The sequence below is a fragment of the Pacificimonas pallii genome, from assembly GCF_019204005.1.
Classification (GTDB): Bacteria; Pseudomonadota; Alphaproteobacteria; order Sphingomonadales; family Sphingomonadaceae; genus Pacificimonas; species Pacificimonas pallii.
The window spans coordinates 605,483-621,023 of sequence record NZ_JAGSPA010000001.1 but is presented as its reverse complement, the minus strand read 5'-3'; the positions used below and the strand labels follow the sequence as shown (position 1 = coordinate 621,023).

17 protein-coding genes are annotated in these 15,541 nt (G+C 63.3%); 13 read left to right on the top strand and 4 right to left on the bottom strand.

Annotated elements, in window-relative coordinates:
* The first annotated feature begins 2 nt into the window (after window positions 1–2).
* Window positions 3–557 (top strand): dCTP deaminase, encoded by a 555-nt coding sequence (gene dcd, locus KCG44_RS02875; protein ID WP_218444083.1) that lies wholly within the window; start codon window positions 3–5, stop codon window positions 555–557.
* A gap of 202 nt (window positions 558–759) precedes the next feature.
* On the opposite strand, the gene dinB is transcribed toward dcd, so the two are convergent.
* Entirely contained in the window at window positions 760–1,857 is a 1,098-nt protein-coding gene (gene dinB / locus KCG44_RS02870; RefSeq protein ID WP_218444082.1) for a DNA polymerase IV, read from the bottom strand.
* Window positions 1,858–1,932: 75 nt separating this feature from the next.
* Between dinB and KCG44_RS02865 the strand changes: the two genes are divergently transcribed.
* The 4 genes from KCG44_RS02865 to KCG44_RS02850 all read left to right on the top strand — a co-directional run bounded on the left by KCG44_RS02865 (window position 1,933) and on the right by KCG44_RS02850 (window position 5,290).
* The gene (locus tag KCG44_RS02865; RefSeq protein WP_218444081.1) at window positions 1,933–2,190 is read left to right on the top strand and encodes a hypothetical protein; all 258 of its coding nucleotides are present in this window, start codon (window positions 1,933–1,935) and stop codon (window positions 2,188–2,190) included.
* A gap of 90 nt (window positions 2,191–2,280) precedes the next feature.
* The gene (locus tag KCG44_RS02860) at window positions 2,281–3,735 is read left to right on the top strand and encodes a coniferyl aldehyde dehydrogenase (RefSeq protein ID WP_218444642.1); all 1,455 of its coding nucleotides are present in this window, start codon (window positions 2,281–2,283) and stop codon (window positions 3,733–3,735) included.
* Between the two features lie 5 nt (window positions 3,736–3,740).
* Complete coding sequence (locus KCG44_RS02855; RefSeq protein WP_218444080.1) at window positions 3,741–4,619, top strand: pirin family protein; 879 nt, start codon at window positions 3,741–3,743, stop codon at window positions 4,617–4,619.
* A 2-nt stretch (window positions 4,620–4,621) separates the two neighbouring features.
* On the top strand, window positions 4,622–5,290 hold the full coding sequence (locus KCG44_RS02850; protein ID WP_218444079.1) for a metal-dependent hydrolase: 669 nt from the start codon (window positions 4,622–4,624) through the stop codon (window positions 5,288–5,290).
* Here KCG44_RS02850 and KCG44_RS02845 read toward each other — a convergent pair.
* Together KCG44_RS02845 and KCG44_RS02840 are read right to left on the bottom strand one after the other, a co-directional pair.
* Window positions 5,277–6,788 (bottom strand): glycosyltransferase family 4 protein, encoded by a 1,512-nt coding sequence (locus tag KCG44_RS02845; RefSeq protein WP_218444077.1) that lies wholly within the window; start codon window positions 6,786–6,788, stop codon window positions 5,277–5,279. The genes KCG44_RS02850 and KCG44_RS02845 overlap by 14 nt on opposite strands.
* 125 nt (window positions 6,789–6,913) lie before the next feature.
* Window positions 6,914–7,522, bottom strand: a complete 609-nt coding sequence (locus KCG44_RS02840; protein ID WP_218444076.1) for a glutathione S-transferase N-terminal domain-containing protein — start codon at window positions 7,520–7,522, stop codon at window positions 6,914–6,916.
* An 18-nt stretch (window positions 7,523–7,540) separates the two neighbouring features.
* Between KCG44_RS02840 and KCG44_RS02835 the strand changes: the two genes are divergently transcribed.
* Window positions 7,541–8,716 (top strand): CaiB/BaiF CoA transferase family protein, encoded by a 1,176-nt coding sequence (locus KCG44_RS02835; RefSeq protein WP_218444075.1) that lies wholly within the window; start codon window positions 7,541–7,543, stop codon window positions 8,714–8,716.
* Window positions 8,713–9,522 (top strand): inositol monophosphatase family protein, encoded by an 810-nt coding sequence (locus KCG44_RS02830; RefSeq protein WP_218444074.1) that lies wholly within the window; start codon window positions 8,713–8,715, stop codon window positions 9,520–9,522. Before KCG44_RS02835 ends, KCG44_RS02830 begins: the two co-directional genes overlap by 4 nt.
* Before the next feature lie 153 nt (window positions 9,523–9,675).
* On the opposite strand, the gene KCG44_RS02825 is transcribed toward KCG44_RS02830, so the two are convergent.
* Window positions 9,676–9,825 carry a hypothetical protein gene (locus KCG44_RS02825; RefSeq protein WP_218444073.1) on the bottom strand — a complete coding sequence of 50 codons (150 nt, stop codon included), beginning with the start codon at window positions 9,823–9,825 and terminating at the stop codon, window positions 9,676–9,678.
* A 204-nt stretch (window positions 9,826–10,029) separates the two neighbouring features.
* On the opposite strand from KCG44_RS02825, the gene rpmI reads away from it, so the two are divergent.
* From rpmI to KCG44_RS02795, 6 genes are all read left to right on the top strand, one after another.
* Window positions 10,030–10,230 carry a 50S ribosomal protein L35 gene (rpmI, locus tag KCG44_RS02820; RefSeq protein WP_218444071.1) on the top strand — a complete coding sequence of 67 codons (201 nt, stop codon included), beginning with the start codon at window positions 10,030–10,032 and terminating at the stop codon, window positions 10,228–10,230.
* A 60-nt stretch (window positions 10,231–10,290) separates the two neighbouring features.
* Entirely contained in the window at window positions 10,291–10,656 is a 366-nt protein-coding gene (gene rplT, locus KCG44_RS02815) for a 50S ribosomal protein L20 (RefSeq protein WP_218444070.1), read from the top strand.
* A 141-nt stretch (window positions 10,657–10,797) separates the two neighbouring features.
* Window positions 10,798–11,877: a phenylalanine--tRNA ligase subunit alpha gene (gene pheS, locus KCG44_RS02810; protein WP_218444069.1), complete on the top strand. Its 1,080-nt coding sequence runs from the start codon at window positions 10,798–10,800 to the stop codon at window positions 11,875–11,877.
* A complete protein-coding gene (gene pheT, locus KCG44_RS02805; protein WP_218444068.1) occupies window positions 11,874–14,249 on the top strand; it encodes a phenylalanine--tRNA ligase subunit beta in 2,376 nt (791 codons plus the stop codon). The genes pheS and pheT overlap by 4 nt, the downstream gene beginning before the upstream one ends.
* A 70-nt stretch (window positions 14,250–14,319) precedes the next feature.
* Entirely contained in the window at window positions 14,320–14,970 is a 651-nt protein-coding gene (locus KCG44_RS02800; protein ID WP_218444067.1) for an LPS export ABC transporter periplasmic protein LptC, read from the top strand.
* Window positions 14,967–15,500, top strand: coding sequence for an LptA/OstA family protein (locus KCG44_RS02795; RefSeq protein ID WP_218444066.1), 534 nt, complete (start codon window positions 14,967–14,969; stop codon window positions 15,498–15,500). The genes KCG44_RS02800 and KCG44_RS02795 overlap by 4 nt, the downstream gene beginning before the upstream one ends.
* The last annotated feature ends 41 nt before the right edge of the window (window positions 15,501–15,541 follow it).

Here is a 15,541-nt window from a genome sequence, read left to right as displayed (position 1 = left end):
CCATGTCCGTCATGTCCGACAAATGGATACGCCAGCAGGCGCAAGAGCATGAGATGATCGAGCCGTTTGTCGATAGCCAGCGGCGTGAGGGGACGATTTCCTATGGGCTGTCGTCCTATGGTTATGATGCGCGGGTGTCGGACGAGTTCAAGATTTTCACCAATGTGGACAGCGCGGTCGTCGATCCCAAGGACTTTGCCGCCAACAGCTTCGTTGACCGCAAGACCGATTGCTGCGTGATTCCGCCAAACAGTTTCGCATTGGCGCGGACGGTGGAATATTTTCGTGTCCCGCGGGATGTGCTGGTCATCTGCCTTGGCAAATCGACCTATGCGCGCTGCGGGATCATCGTGAATGTCACGCCGCTGGAACCCGGCTGGGAAGGGCATGTCACGCTGGAATTTTCCAACACGACGCCGCTGCCCGCCAAGGTCTATGCCAATGAGGGCGCGTGCCAGTTCCTGTTCCTGAAGGGCAATGAACCGTGCGAGGTCAGCTATGCCGATCGCGCGGGAAAATATCAGGGACAGCGCGGGGTGACCTTACCGAAGCTTTAGGATCGTTGGCGTCGGATTCTCGCGGGAAGTATGAATCTGCTGATGTGATGTCCTGAATTCCATCTTCCCGAGCGTCGTCGCGGGACGCACAATTGTATGGCGACGGTGGTTTTGCAGTGCGCCGGGTGCGTCCTTCGACTACGCTCAGGATGATCGAGGTTGGGGTGTTGCGTCTTTTCAGGCTTTGCCGGGTGCTTGCCGCTCACTCGATGCCAAGGCTTAGCTGTTCTTTGGGTGTCTTGATCTTTGCCGCCCCGACGAGGCCGGAAAGTGTCAGCCCCAATAGCCGGACGCCTTTCGGCACTGGCAGCTGGTCCGCAAGCAGTTCGCGCCCGACCTTTGCAAAAACGGCCTTATCGGCGACGGGGGCGGCGAAGCTTTGGGCGCGGGTGATCTGCTGGAAATCGGCGAACTTCATCTTGAGCGTGATGGTACGGCCCGATGCGTCATTCGCGTCGATGCGTTCCCAGACAATTTCGATGATGTCGTCGAGTGCGGCCGAGAGCTCCTCCGCCGTCGACAGGTCCTCGAAAAAGGTCCGCTCTGCGCCGATCGACTTGCGCGTGCGGCTGGCGCGTACCGGGCGGTCGTCGATGCCGCGGGCGGCGCGGTAGTAATATTCGGCCGAGCTGCGGAAATTCGCGCGCAGGAAGGCCATGTCCCTTTCGGCGAGATCGGCGCCGGTTTCGATCCCGAGCCGCTGCATCTTTTTCTGCGTGACGGGGCCGACGCCGTGGAAGCGCTTTACGGGAAGTGACTGTACGAAGGCGGCGCCCTGCTCCGGGCGGATGACGCACATGCCGTCGGGCTTGTTCTGATCGCTGGCCAGTTTTGCGAGGAACTTGTTGTAGCTGACCCCCGCCGACGCGGTGAGGCCGGTCACTTCCCGGATTTGCGCGCGGATTTCGCCGGCGATGTCGGTGGCGGGGCGGCCAAGGGCGGTGACGTCAAGATACGCCTCGTCGAGCGAGAGCGGTTCGACAAGCGGCGTATAGGCACGAAAGATCTCCCGCACCTGCTGCGATACCGACCGGTACACGTCGAAACGGGATTTGACGAAGATAAGATCCGGGCACAGGCGCTTCGCCGTCACGGAGGGCATGGCCGAGCGCACGCCGAAGACGCGCGCCTCGTAACTGGCGGCGGCGACCACGCCGCGCGCCTTCGCCCCGCCCACGGCGACGGGCTTGCCGCGAAGATTCGGGTCATCGCGCTGCTCCACGCTGGCGAAAAAGGCGTCCATGTCGATATGGATGATCTTGCGCGCGGATGCGGATGCGGAAGGGAGTTCGGTCGCCATCGTCCGAAACCTTATAACGGCATTAATCGTGCCGCTTAATCCTGCGGCAATCGGGAGCGGTATAGTGACGCGGACATGGACATGAACGACTTCGATGCGGTCCGCGAGGAACTGGAAGGCCGCCTGCAGGCGATGACCGGCCTGTTCGACCCATATGCGTTTCAGAACGAGCTGCACGCCCTCGGCGATATCGCCAGATGCTACGGCCTGACCGGTTTCGCCGAAGCGGCGCACATGGTCGAGGACCGGGTCATGCACGGCGCAAAGCCCAAGAAGCTGGGGCCGCATCTGGCCGCACTTGGCCGCGAACTGGAATTTGCCGTTCCAGGCTGAGGGTGTCCCATACCTGCCAAGGCGCGCAGTGTGACGGCGGCGTGTTGAATTGCTAAGTCTCCCTCAAATATAATCTCAGGGAGAGACATGATGGCAACGCAGCTGGCACCGACCGAAAATGCACAGGCCGCCGATATGCACGATATATTGACGCGGCAGCGCGCGGCGGCAACCGCCGAACTGCCCGTTAGTGCCGGGATTCGCCGGGACCGGCTGAAGCGCGGCATAGCGCTCGTGCTCGATAATAAGGACGCACTGGTGAAGGCGATGTCCGACGATTTCGGCCATCGTAGCGGCATGCAGAGCCAGTTCACGGACATCATGTCCTCGATCACGCCGATGAAGCATGCGCTGAAACATCTGGACGACTGGATGAAGCCGGAGAAGCGTAAGGTCGATTTCCCGCTGAACCTGCTGGGTGCGAAGGCACGGATCGAATATCAGCCGCTTGGCGTCGTCGGCGTCATCAGCCCGTGGAATTTTCCGGTGAACCTGACCTTTGGTCCGCTCGCGCAGATCTTCGCGGCCGGTAACCGGGCGATGGTGAAGCCATCCGAATTCACGCCTGAAACCAGCGATCTGATGGCACGCCTGGCGGCGAAATATTTCGATGAGACGGAACTGGCCTTCATCAATGGCGGGCCGGATGTCGGCAAGGCGTTTTCCAGCCTGGCCTTCGACCATCTGATCTTTACCGGCGCGACCGGAATCGCAAAGCACATCCTGCACGCGGCGGCGGACAATCTGGTGCCGGTGACGCTGGAACTGGGTGGAAAATCGCCTGTTATCGTTGGCGAAAGTGCCGATATCGAACGCACCACCAGGCGCGTTGCGCTGGGCAAGATGCTGAATGCCGGGCAGATCTGCCTGGCGCCCGACTATATGATGGTGCCGAGGGCGCAGGAGCAGGCCATCGTCGACGGCCTGACAAAGGCGGCGGCCGAAATGTATCCGACGCTGATTTCCAACGATGACTATACCTCAATCGTAAATGGCCGCCATTATGAGCGGCTGCAGGGCCTGATCGAGGATGCGCGCGAAAAAGGCGCGGACGTTGTCGAGGTCAATCCGGCCAATGAGGATTTCAAGGCCGCGAACACCAACAAGATGCCGCTGCATATCGTCCGCAATCCGACCGAGGATATGAAAGTCATGCAGGAGGAGATCTTTGGTCCCATCCTGCCGATCAGGACCTATGACAGCGCCGACGAGACCATCGCCTATGTGAACGGCAATGACCGTCCGCTCGGCCTGTATTATTTCGGCGATGACCCGGCGGAAGAAGAGGCTGTGCTGAGCAAGACCGTTTCTGGCGGCGTGACGGTGAACGATGTCATTTTCCATGTGTCGGCGGAGGACCTGCCGTTCGGCGGCGTCGGCCCCAGCGGCATGGGGGCCTATCATGGCCATGACGGGTTCAGGACCTTCAGCCACGCCAAGGCCGTCTATACGCAGCCGAAGATCGACCTGGCGAAGCTGGCCGGGTTCCGTCCCCCCTATGGCGATGCGATGCGCAAGACGCTGAAGCGCGAACTGAAGGCTTAGACGGCATGAAGATCACCGGCCGGAAAAAGGACCTGGGCGACAATTTCCATGTGCGCCGGGTCCTGCCGAGCGCGCGTCAGCGCATGGTGGGCCCCTTCATCTTCTTCGACCATATGGGCCCGGCGACCTTCGCACCGGGACAGCGGTTTGACGTGCGCCCGCACCCGCATATCGGGCTGGCGACAGTGACCTACCTGTTCGACGGGGAGATCATGCACCGCGATTCGCTGGGGACGGAACAGGCGATTCGCCCGGGCGCGGTGAACTGGATGGTCGCAGGCAAAGGCATTGTCCATTCAGAGCGGACATCTGCCGAGACGGAAGCGTCGGGGCAGAGGATGGAGGGTATCCAGGCCTGGGTCGCCCTGCCCGCCGACCATGAAGAGGATGAGCCGAGCTTTGACCATATCGCTGCGGATGAGCTGCCGGAAATCACATGGCCGGGCGCGGCGGGCCGCCTGATCGCGGGCGATGCGTATGGCGAGCGGGCGCCGGTGCGCTATCCCGCACCGATCTTCTATGTGCATGTCGAGGCAGAGGCGGGGGCGGTGTTCCCGCTGCCCGACGGGCATGTCGAACGCGCGCTTTACGTCGTGCGCGGGCAGGTGGAGCTGCTGGGCGAGACGGTCGATGAGGGCACGATGGTCACGGTCGGCACCGATACGCCCATCGAAGTCAGGGCGGCCCGTGACGCCATTGTCATGCTGCTGGGCGGCGCACCTGTGGGCAAGCGCCACATCTGGTGGAATCTGGTGTCGAGCCGGGAGGACCGTATTGCCGCGGCCGCCGCGGACTGGAAAGAGGGCCGCTTCCCGGTCGTCCCCGGCGATGACGACGAAGCGATCCCGCTGCCGGAGGGCGCCCCTCAGGGGCACGGACGCTAGGCATGTTCATCGGTCATTTCGGGCCTGCGCTCGCAGCGGCGGCCCATGAGAAGGCGCCGCCGCTGCCGGTGCTGCTGATCGCGGCGCAGCTGACGGACTTTGCCTTTTTCGGTTTCGTGCTGGCCGATGTGGAGGCCTTTCGCATCATCCCCGGATTTACGGCGCTCAGCCCCTTCGACCTTTATCATATGCCCTATACGCACAGCCTGCTTGGTACGGTCGTCTGGGCGGCGGGATTCGCGATCCTGACGGGGATGATCTTTCGCAGCCGGGTCGCGGGCCTGCTGGGCGGCGCGGTGGTGTTGTCGCACTGGCTGCTTGATCTGCTGACACATGTGCCGGACCTGACGCTGGCGGGCCGTCCGCCCCTGCTGGGCCTTGGCCTGTGGGACGTGCCCGCCATTGCGATCCCGCTGGAGATCGGAGTTTTTGTAACGGGTCTGTGGCTATATGCGCGCGGCCGCCCGGCCATTTCGCGCAGGGGAAGCTGGTTGCTGGGCGGTTTCGGTGTCCTGCTGCTCGCCGCGCAGCTGGTGAACTGGTTCGGCGGCGCGTTTCCCGACAGCGCGGATGCCGGTGCGCAGGAGGGACTGCTGGCGTTCACGGTCATCGCGCTGCTCGGCTGGGCCGTCAGCAAGTGGCGGGCCGCGCCCGCCGCTAGCGCGCGGTAACGCGCCGCAGGAAACTCTCCCACTGGGGCAGGATCTGTTCCGGCGTATAGCGCGCCGCGATTTCCTGTCCCGCTGTTTCCATATCCGACCTGCGGGCATCCGCGCCGGGCCGATAGAGCAGTTTTTCAAGCTGCCCGGTGAGTGCGGCCGTTGAATAGGGATCGAAAAACAGGGCTGCATCGCCATAGACTTCGCGGTGGACGGGAATGTCGGAGGCGACCGTCACGCCGCCCGACGCCATCGCCTCGACGCCTGAATAGTCAAACCCCTCGCCATAGCTGGGGCAGACGGTGGCGCGCGCATTCGCGTAGAGGCAGCGCAGGTCGGCCGCAGGCACATTATTCAGTAGAAACGCATCGCCGCGCTCCAGCCAGGGCACAAGCTGATCGCGAATCAGGTCATTGTTCCACCCAAGCGTGCCGACGATGACCAGTTTCAGATCGGCATCGTGACCGGCCCGCAGCGCCTCCCACGCACTAATCAGCCGCGCATGATTTTTTCGCGGCTCGATCGTGGAGACCATCAGCAGATATTGGGGAGACGTCTCCCCAATCTGGCTGCGGTAGAATTTCGATTTGGTCCCCGCGTCCGAAAATGTGGGGAGCCAGCCAGACCGTTCATAAAGGCGTGAGCGGATGATTTCGTGCACGCGTTCGGGCCGGCGTGGCTCTGTAAAGTAATTGTGCGACACCATATTATGGATGGTGACCGCGCGGGGCTCGGCGTCGGGAAAGGCGCGGATCAGGTCGGCGCGCGTCGCCTCGGAAACACAGCTGAACCAAGCGCCCTGCTGCACGTTCGCGCGCAGCGCGTTATAATGCTGCGCCTGATGCAGGACCTGCTCCGGAATGGTGTGCGGCATGAAAAGCGGAACGGCGTCATGGTAACGAACAACAAGGGCCGTGCCCGCACTCACGCGGCCGGGATAGGGGGTCTGGCCAATCATGACGTCGAAACCGTCCGTCACGAGTTTCGGATAGCGTGCGATCCGGCGGAAATTCAGGGAGTAAATGCCGACCTGATGCATGACGCGCCACGGCGTGCGGCACACCAGATGGTCGCGCGATGCGAGGTCCGCAAAGTCCGCCGGGGGAAGGGTCTTCGCGAACAATGTGCGCCAGTTAAAATCCTCAAACCCCGCGGATTTGAAATCCGTCAGCTGGATATGGTCACGTCCGATAAACTGCCGCAGAAGCAGAGTGGTGCTTTTCAGCCGCCGCTGCAAATATGCGATGGACCGCGCAAACGGCCGTTCCGCCACCATGTTGTTCGTCGAGATCACCACGTTTGAATAGCGTTTGAAGCGTTCGTCCGTTGTCAGCGCGCGTCTCTCTTTTTTGCGGCTGGTGCCGCGGGCCAATGTTCGCCCGCCATGCTGCAGCAGGCCAAACACGTCAGTGCCGAGCAGCGTATTGAGACCGCGGAACAGCAGGCGGACTTCCTGCGGAATGCCCGCAAAAGCCTCGAACGCCGGACGCATTTCGATCAGGATTTTCAAAGGTTTCTCATCCGGGCCCGGCGTAGGAAGGACAGCGCGCCGCAAAGATTGTATCGGCATCGGCCATCGGAATGACCTCTACAGTGCTGGATGCTGGCCGTGCCGCCATATACCGTCATGCCGCGTCAGCCCTTCGGAAACTGGGTTTCGACCATGGACGGGCGGGCGGCCCAGTCGTCGTGCAGCTTGACCAGTTCGCCGCGTCCTTCCTGCCAGTTCATTGATGGGTGACGGAAATCGAGATATTCGAGTGCGACCACGGACAGCATTTCCGCATAGGGCCGATATGCCGGGGCCTGTTCCAGGCGTTCGGGCAGCGCGTCGAGCGCGCGCGCGATCTGTCCCTGCCACCTGCCCTGCCAGAAGATCGAGCGCTCGCCCGGCTGCCGCATCTGCTCCATCCGCCAGGCAAGAGCGCTGTCCAATATGGCGTCGATGTGCGCCGCCAGCGTCATCGCCGCCCAGCGTTTCGGATCGTTCGGCCGCGGATAAAGATCGCCGGCGTCCTTCAGGCTGGCCAGATAGCCGAGGATCACGCGGCTGTCGTGGACGGCCAGTCCGTCTTCCGTAACCAGCGCGGGGATCTTCGCGGCGGGATTGACGCTGATCAGCTCGTCGGGGTCGCTGATCGGGTCGACCGGCACTTCATCAATCATATCCTCAAGCTTGAGTTCGCGCAGGAATACACGCACCTTGCGCGCATAGGGCGAAGTGTAGGACATGAGCAGCTTCATGATGACAGATTCCCCGCAATGAGCGTTACCGATAGCGCCCGCCCGCCCGCCGGTCCATTGTCAGACCTGCTGATCATTGATCTTTCGCGTGTTCTGGCCGGGCCATATTGCACGATGGTGCTGTCGGACCTTGGCGCGCGCGTGATCAAAGTGGAACGGCCGGGGATTGGCGACGATGCGCGGCACATCGGGCCGTTCAAGGACGGCAAGAGCGCTTATTTCACGTCGATCAATCGCGGGAAGCAGTCGATTGCCCTTGACTTGAAGGCCCCGGGCGACCGGGCGATATTCGAGGCCCTCCTCGAAACCGCCGATGTCCTGGTCGAAAATTACCGGCCGGGGACGATGGAAAAGCTCGGCTATGGCTGGGAGACGCTGCACGCGCGCTATCCCCGGCTGGTCTATGCGGCGGCGAGCGGTTTTGGACATACCGGGCCGGATACGGGGAAAGCCGCCTATGACATGGTGGTGCAGGCGATGGGCGGGATCATGTCCGTCACCGGCCATCCGGGCGGACCGCCGACGCGGGTCGGGACGTCGATCGGCGACATCACCGCGGGACTGTTCACCGTCATCGGCATTTTGAGCGCCGTGCATGACCGGGCTGGGGCGGGCGCAGGCCGTTTTGTCGATGTCGCCATGCTGGACGGGCAGATCGCGATTCTGGAGAACGCCATCGCGCGCTATGCGACCAGCGGCGAGGCGCCGGGGCCGCTGGGCGCGCGGCATCCGTCGATCACACCCTTTGCGGCCTATCGGTGCCGGGATGCGCATATCGTCATTGCGGCCGGGAATGACGCGCTGTTCAGGTCGATGTGCGGGGCGCTTGGCCTGGAAAAGCTGCCGGACAATCCGCGCTTTCTTACCAATGCGCTGCGGACGGAGAATGCCGATACGCTGGCGACCGTGATGGAGGCGCAGCTGCGTCAGAAGCCCGCCGCGCACTGGCTGGCGGCGCTCGACGCCGCAGGCGTGCCGTGCGGGCCGCTGCAGAATGTCGCCGAGGCGCTGGCGCATCCGCAGGTGCAGGCGCGCAACATGGCGATCATGACGGCGTTCGAGGATGGCACGCCGCTGATGGCCGCGGGAAACCCGGTGAAAGTGAGCGGCTATGACGACCCCGCGACGCGGCCCAAGGCGCCCGCGCTCGATGAACATCGCGACACCATTTTGAAGGAATTTGACCTGAAATGACGCCGGCACTCGATCTGAAATTCGCCGAAGAGCTCGCCGATATCGCGGGCGCCATCATCCGCGGCTATTTTCGCGGGAACTATGACAGCGAGACCAAGGCGCATGTGGGCGATTCGCCGGTGACGCAGGCCGACCGTGAGGCAGAGGCGGCAATGCGCGCGCGGATCGAGGCGGCATTTCCGGAAGATGGCATCATCGGCGAGGAATATGGCACGGTGCGCGCTGACGCGGATCGTGTCTGGGTCCTCGACCCGATCGACGGCACGGTCAGTTTCATCGCCGGACGACCCATTTTCGGGACGCTGGTGGCACAGCTGCGCGGCGGCTTTCCGGTGCTGGGTGTGATCGACCAGCCGATCAACCGTGAACGCTGGGCCGGCGCGATTGGCGGCGAGACGCGATTCATGCGCGCGGGCGGCGGGGATGAGGACCGCCCGGCACGGACCCGGCGCTGTCCCGAATTGAAGGATGCGATCCTGGCCACCAGCGGTCCGAATTATTTTTCCCGTCAGGAAGGCGAGCAATTTATGGCGCTGGCCGCACAGGTCGCGCATCCGCGCATGGTCTATGGCGGCGACTGCTATAATTATGGCCTCTTGACGTCAGGTTATATCGATCTGGTGGTAGAGACAGGCTTGAAATTGCACGACTATGCCGCGCTGGTGCCGGTCGTCGAGGGCGCGGGCGGCATGATGTGCGACTGGGACGGAGACCCGTTGACCGCGGACTCCGACGGGCGCGTGATCGCCCTTGGCGACCCGGCGCGGCTGGAGGATGTGCTCGCCGCGCTGCGCAGCGCGGGCTGACGTTCAGCTGCCCCATCGTCAGATGCGTTGATCAGGGATCACTTGCCGCGCCAGGAAAAGGCGGGCGGCGACGGTATTTCCGGCCAGTTTGCGGGGACACGGGACGTCTGTTTCGGCGGCAATCCGAAGGCAGGCATCGACGTTCAGGCGCCGCTACCCCAGATAGATACTGGTCGACGGATATTTGATCCATGTGGGTGTAGTGGTGGCCAGAAACACGCCGAGCGTGCCCGGATTGTCCCACTCGAGGATGGCGAAGATGAGCCATGCCCAGATGACAAGGCCAATCGTGCCGACCAGCATTAATTTCGAGTGCAGGGCCAGAGTAGGCCGACCTGCGAAGACCGTTTTCGCGCGTATCCGATAAGTCGGCGCGGATAAAGCGGTACGTGGGGAATCGGTTGCGTTTTCACCGGCCGCTGCCTAGATGGCGACCTTCGATGTGACCGTCCGGCCAGTGTGGGCTGCCGAGGCGGTCTTTTTATCGTTTTGAAACAGGAGACGAAAATGCCCAAGCTCAAGACCAAGAGCGGCGTGAAGAAGCGCTTCAAGATTACCGCAAACGGCAAGGTGAAGCACGGTGTGGTTGGCAAGCGCCACCGCCTGATGTCGCACAATGCCAAGTATATTCGCACGAATCGCGGCACCAAGGTGCTGGCGAAATGCGATACGGCTGCCATCAAGAAATGGGCACCTTACGGGCTGTAATCCTTATTCCGGGCCGTGCGGTAGCGCCGGGCCCGAACATAATTGAAGCGGAATTCCACTATGTCACGTATCAAACGCGGTGTTCAGACACATGCACGCCACAAGAAAATCCTGAAGCAGGCGAAGGGCTATTCCGGTCGCCGCAAAAACACGATCCGTACGGCCATCGCGGCCGTCGACAAGGCCGGCCAATATGCTTACCGCGACCGGAAGGTCCGCAAGCGCAACTTCCGCGCCCTGTGGATCCAGCGCATCAACGCGGCTGTCCGCGAAGAAGGCCTGACCTATTCGACCTTTATGAACGGTGTGAAGCTTGCCGGGATCGAACTCGATCGCAAGGTCATGGCGGGTCTTGCCATGGAAGAGCCCGCGGCCTTCAAGGCGATCATCACGCAGGCCAAGGACGCGCTCGAAAAAGCCGCCTAAGCTCCTGGCGCCCCTTTCCCAAGGGAGAGGGGCGGGGGTTGCGAACGTCGTGAGCCAAAAATATGTCGAGGCCATGCCTCGGCTTTTTTGTTTGAGACCCACCCCTACCCCTCCCTGTAGGGAGGGGAGTTGGAGTTTCGCATGAGCATTGAGATCGACACGCAAACCGCCGACTGGCTCGCCCGTATCAATGCGGCGTCCGGACCCGCCGATGTCGAAGCGATTCGGATCGAGGCGCTGGGCAAACAGGGTGCCATCACCGCGCTGATGAAGACGCTGGGCAAGATGTCGCCCGACGAGCGCAAGACGACGGGCGCGGCGCTGAACGTGATGCGCCAGACCGTGCAGGCCGCGCTTGGCGAGCGGAAGGGCGCGCTGGAAGCCGCCGAACTCGACCAGCGCCTTGCCGCCGAAGCCGTCGATGTCACCCTGCCCGTAGATGGCGGCCGACCCGGCAACATCCATCCGATCAGTCAGGTCATGGACGAACTGGCGGAAATTTTCGCGGATCTTGGCTTCGCCGTGAAGACGGGGCCGGAGATCGAGGACGACTGGCACAATTTCACCGCGCTCAATATTCCCGAACATCATCCGGCGCGCGCGATGCACGACACCTTCTATTTCCCGGCTGTGGGGGAAGACGCGCCAAAGCTGCTGCGGACGCATACCAGCCCGGTGCAGATCCGCACGATGATGGATGAGGAACCGCCCATCCGGATTATCGCCCCCGGGCGTGTCTATCGCAGCGATTCCGACGCGACGCATACGCCGATGTTCCATCAGGTCGAGGGTCTGGTCATCGACCGCGACATCACCATGGGGCATTTGAAATGGACGCTGGAAACCTTTCTGAAGGCGTTTTTTGAAACCGACGACATTGTGCTGCGCCTGCGCCCCAGCTATTTCCCTTTCACTGAGCCATCGGCGGAGGTCGATGTCGGCTGCTCGTTCTCGGGCGGTCAGCTGACCATTGGCGGTGACGACGAATGGATGGAGGTTCTGGGCTCCGGCATGGTCAATCGCCGCGTGATCGAGAATTGCAATCTGGACCCCGATACGTGGCAGGGCTTCGCCTTTGGCGCGGGCATCGACCGGCTCGCCATGCTGAAATACGGTATGACGGACCTGCGCCCCTTCTTCGACGGCGACCGGCGCTGGATCAGCCATTATGGCTTCAGTCCCTTTGCCGTGCCGACACTTAGCGGCGGAGTCGGCGCATGAAGTTCACATTGTCATGGCTGAAAGAGCATTTGGATACGGATGCAACGCTCGCCGAGATCAGTGCGCAGCTGACCGCGCTTGGCCTGGAGGTCGAGGGTATCGAGAACCCCGCCGAAAAGCTTGCGCCGTTCCGCATCGCCGAGGTCCTGACCGCCGAGAAACACCCGGATGCCGACAAGCTGCAGGTGCTGAGCGTGAATACCGGCAGCGGCGCGCCCGTGCAGGTCGTGTGCGGCGCGCCCAATGCGCGGGCGGGCATGAAGGGCGTGTTCGCGCCGGAGGGCAGCTATGTTCCCGGCACAGATATGACTCTGAAGCCGACGAAGATTCGCGGGGTGGCGTCGTCCGGCATGATGGTTTCGGAGCGCGAATTGGAACTGTCGGAAGAACATGACGGCATTATCGACCTGGACCGGGACGCTCCGGTCGGTGAACTGTTCTCTGACTATGCCGGGCTCGACGATCCGGTCATCGAAATCGGCATCACGCCGAACCGGCAGGATGCGCTTGGCGTTTACGGCATTGCGCGTGATCTGGCGGCGGCGGGCATGGGCACGCTGAGATCCGGTGTGGTGGAAACGGTGCCGGGCGCTTTTCCCTGTCCTATCGATATCCGCACCGACGATACCAGCGGCTGCCCGGCCCTGCACGGCCGCGTCGTGCGCGGCGTCAAGAACGGCCCGAGTCCGGCATGGCTGCAGCGCCGCCTGGCCGCGATTGGCCAGAAGCCCATCGATGCGCTGGTGGACATCACCAATTACATCATGTTCGATCGCGGCCGTCCGCTGCACGTCTATGACCTTGCCAGGCTGGACGGGGCGCTGGTCGCGCGCCGCGCCAAGCCGGGCGAAGAGGTCGAGGCGCTGAACGACAAGAGCTATAAATTGGATGAAACCATGACCGTGCTGGCCGACGATGCCGGCGCGCATGACATTGGCGGCATCATGGGCGGTGCGCGCACGGGTGTTGGCCCTGAAACAACGGATGTCGTCATCGAATGCGCCTATTTCGATCCCGTCGCGACCGGGCGCACGGGGCGGAAGCTGAACCTGAACAGCGATGCCCGCGCGCGGTTCGAACGCGGCGTCGATCCCGCGTTTCTGACGGCGGGTCTGGCGCTGGCGACGCGGATGATCCAGCAGATTTGCGGCGGTGAGGCGTCGGAAATTGTCGAGGCTGGCCGCGCACCGACGGCGGCGAAGATCGTGCACTATGATCCGGCGCTGTGCGCACGCCTGTCCGGTGTCGACATTACCGAGGACGAGCAGGCGGAGAGCCTTGCGAAGCTTGGCTTCGATGTGGACCGCGCGTCACCCTGGGCCGTCACCGTGCCGTCGTGGCGGCGTGACGTGGACGGTGCGCCCGATCTTGTCGAGGAAGTCGTGCGCATTCACGGTATCGACAATGTCCCCTCAACGCCGCTGCCGCGCGCGGAGGGAGTGGCGAGGCCGACGGCCACGGCCGAGCAGCTGACGGAGCGCCGCGTGCGCCGTGCCATGGCCGCCCGCGGCCTGGACGAGGCGGTCAGCTGGAGCTTCATTTCCGAACAGGAAGCGGCGGCATTTGGCGGCGGCGTGCATGTGCTTGCCAATCCGATTTCCACCGATCTTGGCGTCATGCAGCCCTCCACCCTGCCCGGCCTGCTGTCCGCGGCGAAGGCGAATATCGATCGCGGCGGATCGGGTGCCAGGCTGTTCGAACTTGCGCGGCGCTACCTGCCGGATGGCGAGCGTTCCACAGTCGGTGTCGTCATGGCGGGCCTGTCGCGCGAAGCCGACTGGCGCGCGGGCGGCGAAGCCGGGTTCGACGTGTTCGATGCGAAGGCCGAAGCGCTGGCGGCGCTCGGCGCGGCGGGTGCGCCTGTCGAAAAGCTGCAGGTCGTGCGCGGCGCGGCGGACTGGTATCATCCGGGCCGGTCCGGGCGCATACAGCTGGGGCCGAAAAAGCTGCTCTCCGAATTTGGTGAACTGCATCCGCGCATTGCCAAAGCATTCGGGCTGAGGGGCCGCGTCGCCGTCTGCGAGATCTATCTGGACGCCCTGCCGCCCGTAAAGGCGAAGCGGGCGCGCGCCGCCTTCACGCCGCCAGCATTGCAGGCCGTGACGCGCGACTTCGCATTTCTGGTGGACCGGGATGTTGCCACCGCCGATCTGGTGCGCGCCTGCGCGAATGCGGACAGGAAACTGATCGCCGGCGCGCGTCTGTTCGATCTGTTCGCGGGCGCGGGCGTTCCCGAAGGCAAAGTGTCCGTCGCGGTGCGTGTGACCATGCAGCCGGGAGAGGCAAGCTTTACCGATGACGAGATCGGCGCGCTGTCGGCGAAGGTCGTGGCCGCTGCGGCGAAGGCCGTGGACGCCGAGCTGAGGGAATAGGAGGCATATGCACGGGGACCGCGAGAATAGGCGCTGTTCCTGACGCGGCTTCTGTGGTGAATGTGATGTCATGACCGAAGTCGCCGTCCCCCCAATCTCCGATGCCGCCGAGGCGCAGGCGAAGGAGCGGCGTGCCTGGGCCCGCCCTGGCTCGTCCTGGGACCGGGCGGCGAAGCTGCTGCGCTGGGTATTTCCGGTTATGGCGGTCCTGATCCTGCTGACCGGGCTGATCTGGCCATTGACCCAGGACCGCGAATTTTCCTTCATCCTGTCAAAGGATCAGGTCGAGATGGCCGGTGACCGCATGCGTCTGGGCGCGGCGATTTATCGCGGCGAGGATGCCAAGGGCCGTCCGTTCATGATCCGCGCCGCTAGCGGCATCCAGCAGACCAGCGCCAATCCGCAGGTCGTGCTGACCGGCCTGTCGGCGCGTATGGAGATGGACGGCGGTGCCGCGCTGGTGACGGCGCCGCGCGGCGTCTATGATCTTGAGAAGGAACGGCTGCTGGTCAGCGGTCCCGTCAAGGTGCAGCGCCCTGATGGCTACCGCCTTGTCACCAGCGATGTCGCCGTGGACATCCCGTCGCGCGAGGTGCTTGGCGAAGGCCGCGTGATGGGCGCGCTGCCCCTTGGCACTTTTGCGGCCGACAGCCTCAGCGCCGATATCAACGAACGGACGCTGGTGCTGGAAGGCAATACGAGGATGAGGATCAATCCATGAAGACGATCTCGCTTTCCCTGATGGCGGCGATGGCATTGGCTGCCGTGACCGCCGTGGCGACCGCGCAGCAATTGCCCGGCACCTCGATCCGGAACCATGACAGGAACGCGCCAATCGATTTCGAGGCGGCGCGCATCGAGGTGCGCGACCGGCAGAATCAGGCCATCGTCAGCGGCAATGTGAAGATCGAACAGGGTTCGCTCGACCTCGCCGCCGAGCGCGTGCGTATTTTTTACGCGCAGGCGGGCGGCGATGTGCAGGTCGATCGGCTGGATGCCGATGGCGGCGTGCGCGTGACGACACCTGCCGAGACGGCCCGGGCCGCGACTGCCATCTACGATGTTCCGAACAGCCAGATCACCATGATCGGCAATGTGGTGCTGACCCGCGGCGGCGACGTCCTCAGGGGCCAGCGCCTGATCATCGATCTGGGTAGTGGCCGGTCTACTTTTGATGCGGCCGTCAACAGTGCAACAGGCGAACGTGGCCGCGTCTCTGGAAGGTTCACACCCACGGCGAATGTGCCATGATTCGCCGATTTTTCCGGATCAAAGCGTCGCAACGCGCGGAC

Bases quoted from the DNA above. Each gene is read 5' to 3' on its own strand.
- dcd (WP_218444083.1), top strand. From the start codon at position 3: ATGTCCGTCATGTCCGACAAATGGATACGCCAGCAGGCGCAAGAGCAT.
- dinB (WP_218444082.1), bottom strand. From the start codon at position 1,857: ATGGCGACCGAACTCCCTTCCGCATCCGCATCCGCGCGCAAGATCATC.
- KCG44_RS02865 (WP_218444081.1), top strand. From the start codon at position 1,933: ATGGACATGAACGACTTCGATGCGGTCCGCGAGGAACTGGAAGGCCGC.
- KCG44_RS02860 (WP_218444642.1), top strand. From the start codon at position 2,281: ATGGCAACGCAGCTGGCACCGACCGAAAATGCACAGGCCGCCGATATG.
- KCG44_RS02855 (WP_218444080.1), top strand. From the start codon at position 3,741: ATGAAGATCACCGGCCGGAAAAAGGACCTGGGCGACAATTTCCATGTG.
- KCG44_RS02850 (WP_218444079.1), top strand. From the start codon at position 4,622: ATGTTCATCGGTCATTTCGGGCCTGCGCTCGCAGCGGCGGCCCATGAG.
- KCG44_RS02840 (WP_218444076.1), bottom strand. From the start codon at position 7,522: ATGAAGCTGCTCATGTCCTACACTTCGCCCTATGCGCGCAAGGTGCGT.
- KCG44_RS02835 (WP_218444075.1), top strand. From the start codon at position 7,541: ATGAGCGTTACCGATAGCGCCCGCCCGCCCGCCGGTCCATTGTCAGAC.
- KCG44_RS02830 (WP_218444074.1), top strand. From the start codon at position 8,713: ATGACGCCGGCACTCGATCTGAAATTCGCCGAAGAGCTCGCCGATATC.
- KCG44_RS02825 (WP_218444073.1), bottom strand. From the start codon at position 9,825: ATGCTGGTCGGCACGATTGGCCTTGTCATCTGGGCATGGCTCATCTTC.
- rpmI (WP_218444071.1), top strand. From the start codon at position 10,030: ATGCCCAAGCTCAAGACCAAGAGCGGCGTGAAGAAGCGCTTCAAGATT.
- rplT (WP_218444070.1), top strand. From the start codon at position 10,291: ATGTCACGTATCAAACGCGGTGTTCAGACACATGCACGCCACAAGAAA.
- pheS (WP_218444069.1), top strand. From the start codon at position 10,798: ATGAGCATTGAGATCGACACGCAAACCGCCGACTGGCTCGCCCGTATC.
- pheT (WP_218444068.1), top strand. From the start codon at position 11,874: ATGAAGTTCACATTGTCATGGCTGAAAGAGCATTTGGATACGGATGCA.
- KCG44_RS02800 (WP_218444067.1), top strand. From the start codon at position 14,320: ATGACCGAAGTCGCCGTCCCCCCAATCTCCGATGCCGCCGAGGCGCAG.
- KCG44_RS02795 (WP_218444066.1), top strand. From the start codon at position 14,967: ATGAAGACGATCTCGCTTTCCCTGATGGCGGCGATGGCATTGGCTGCC.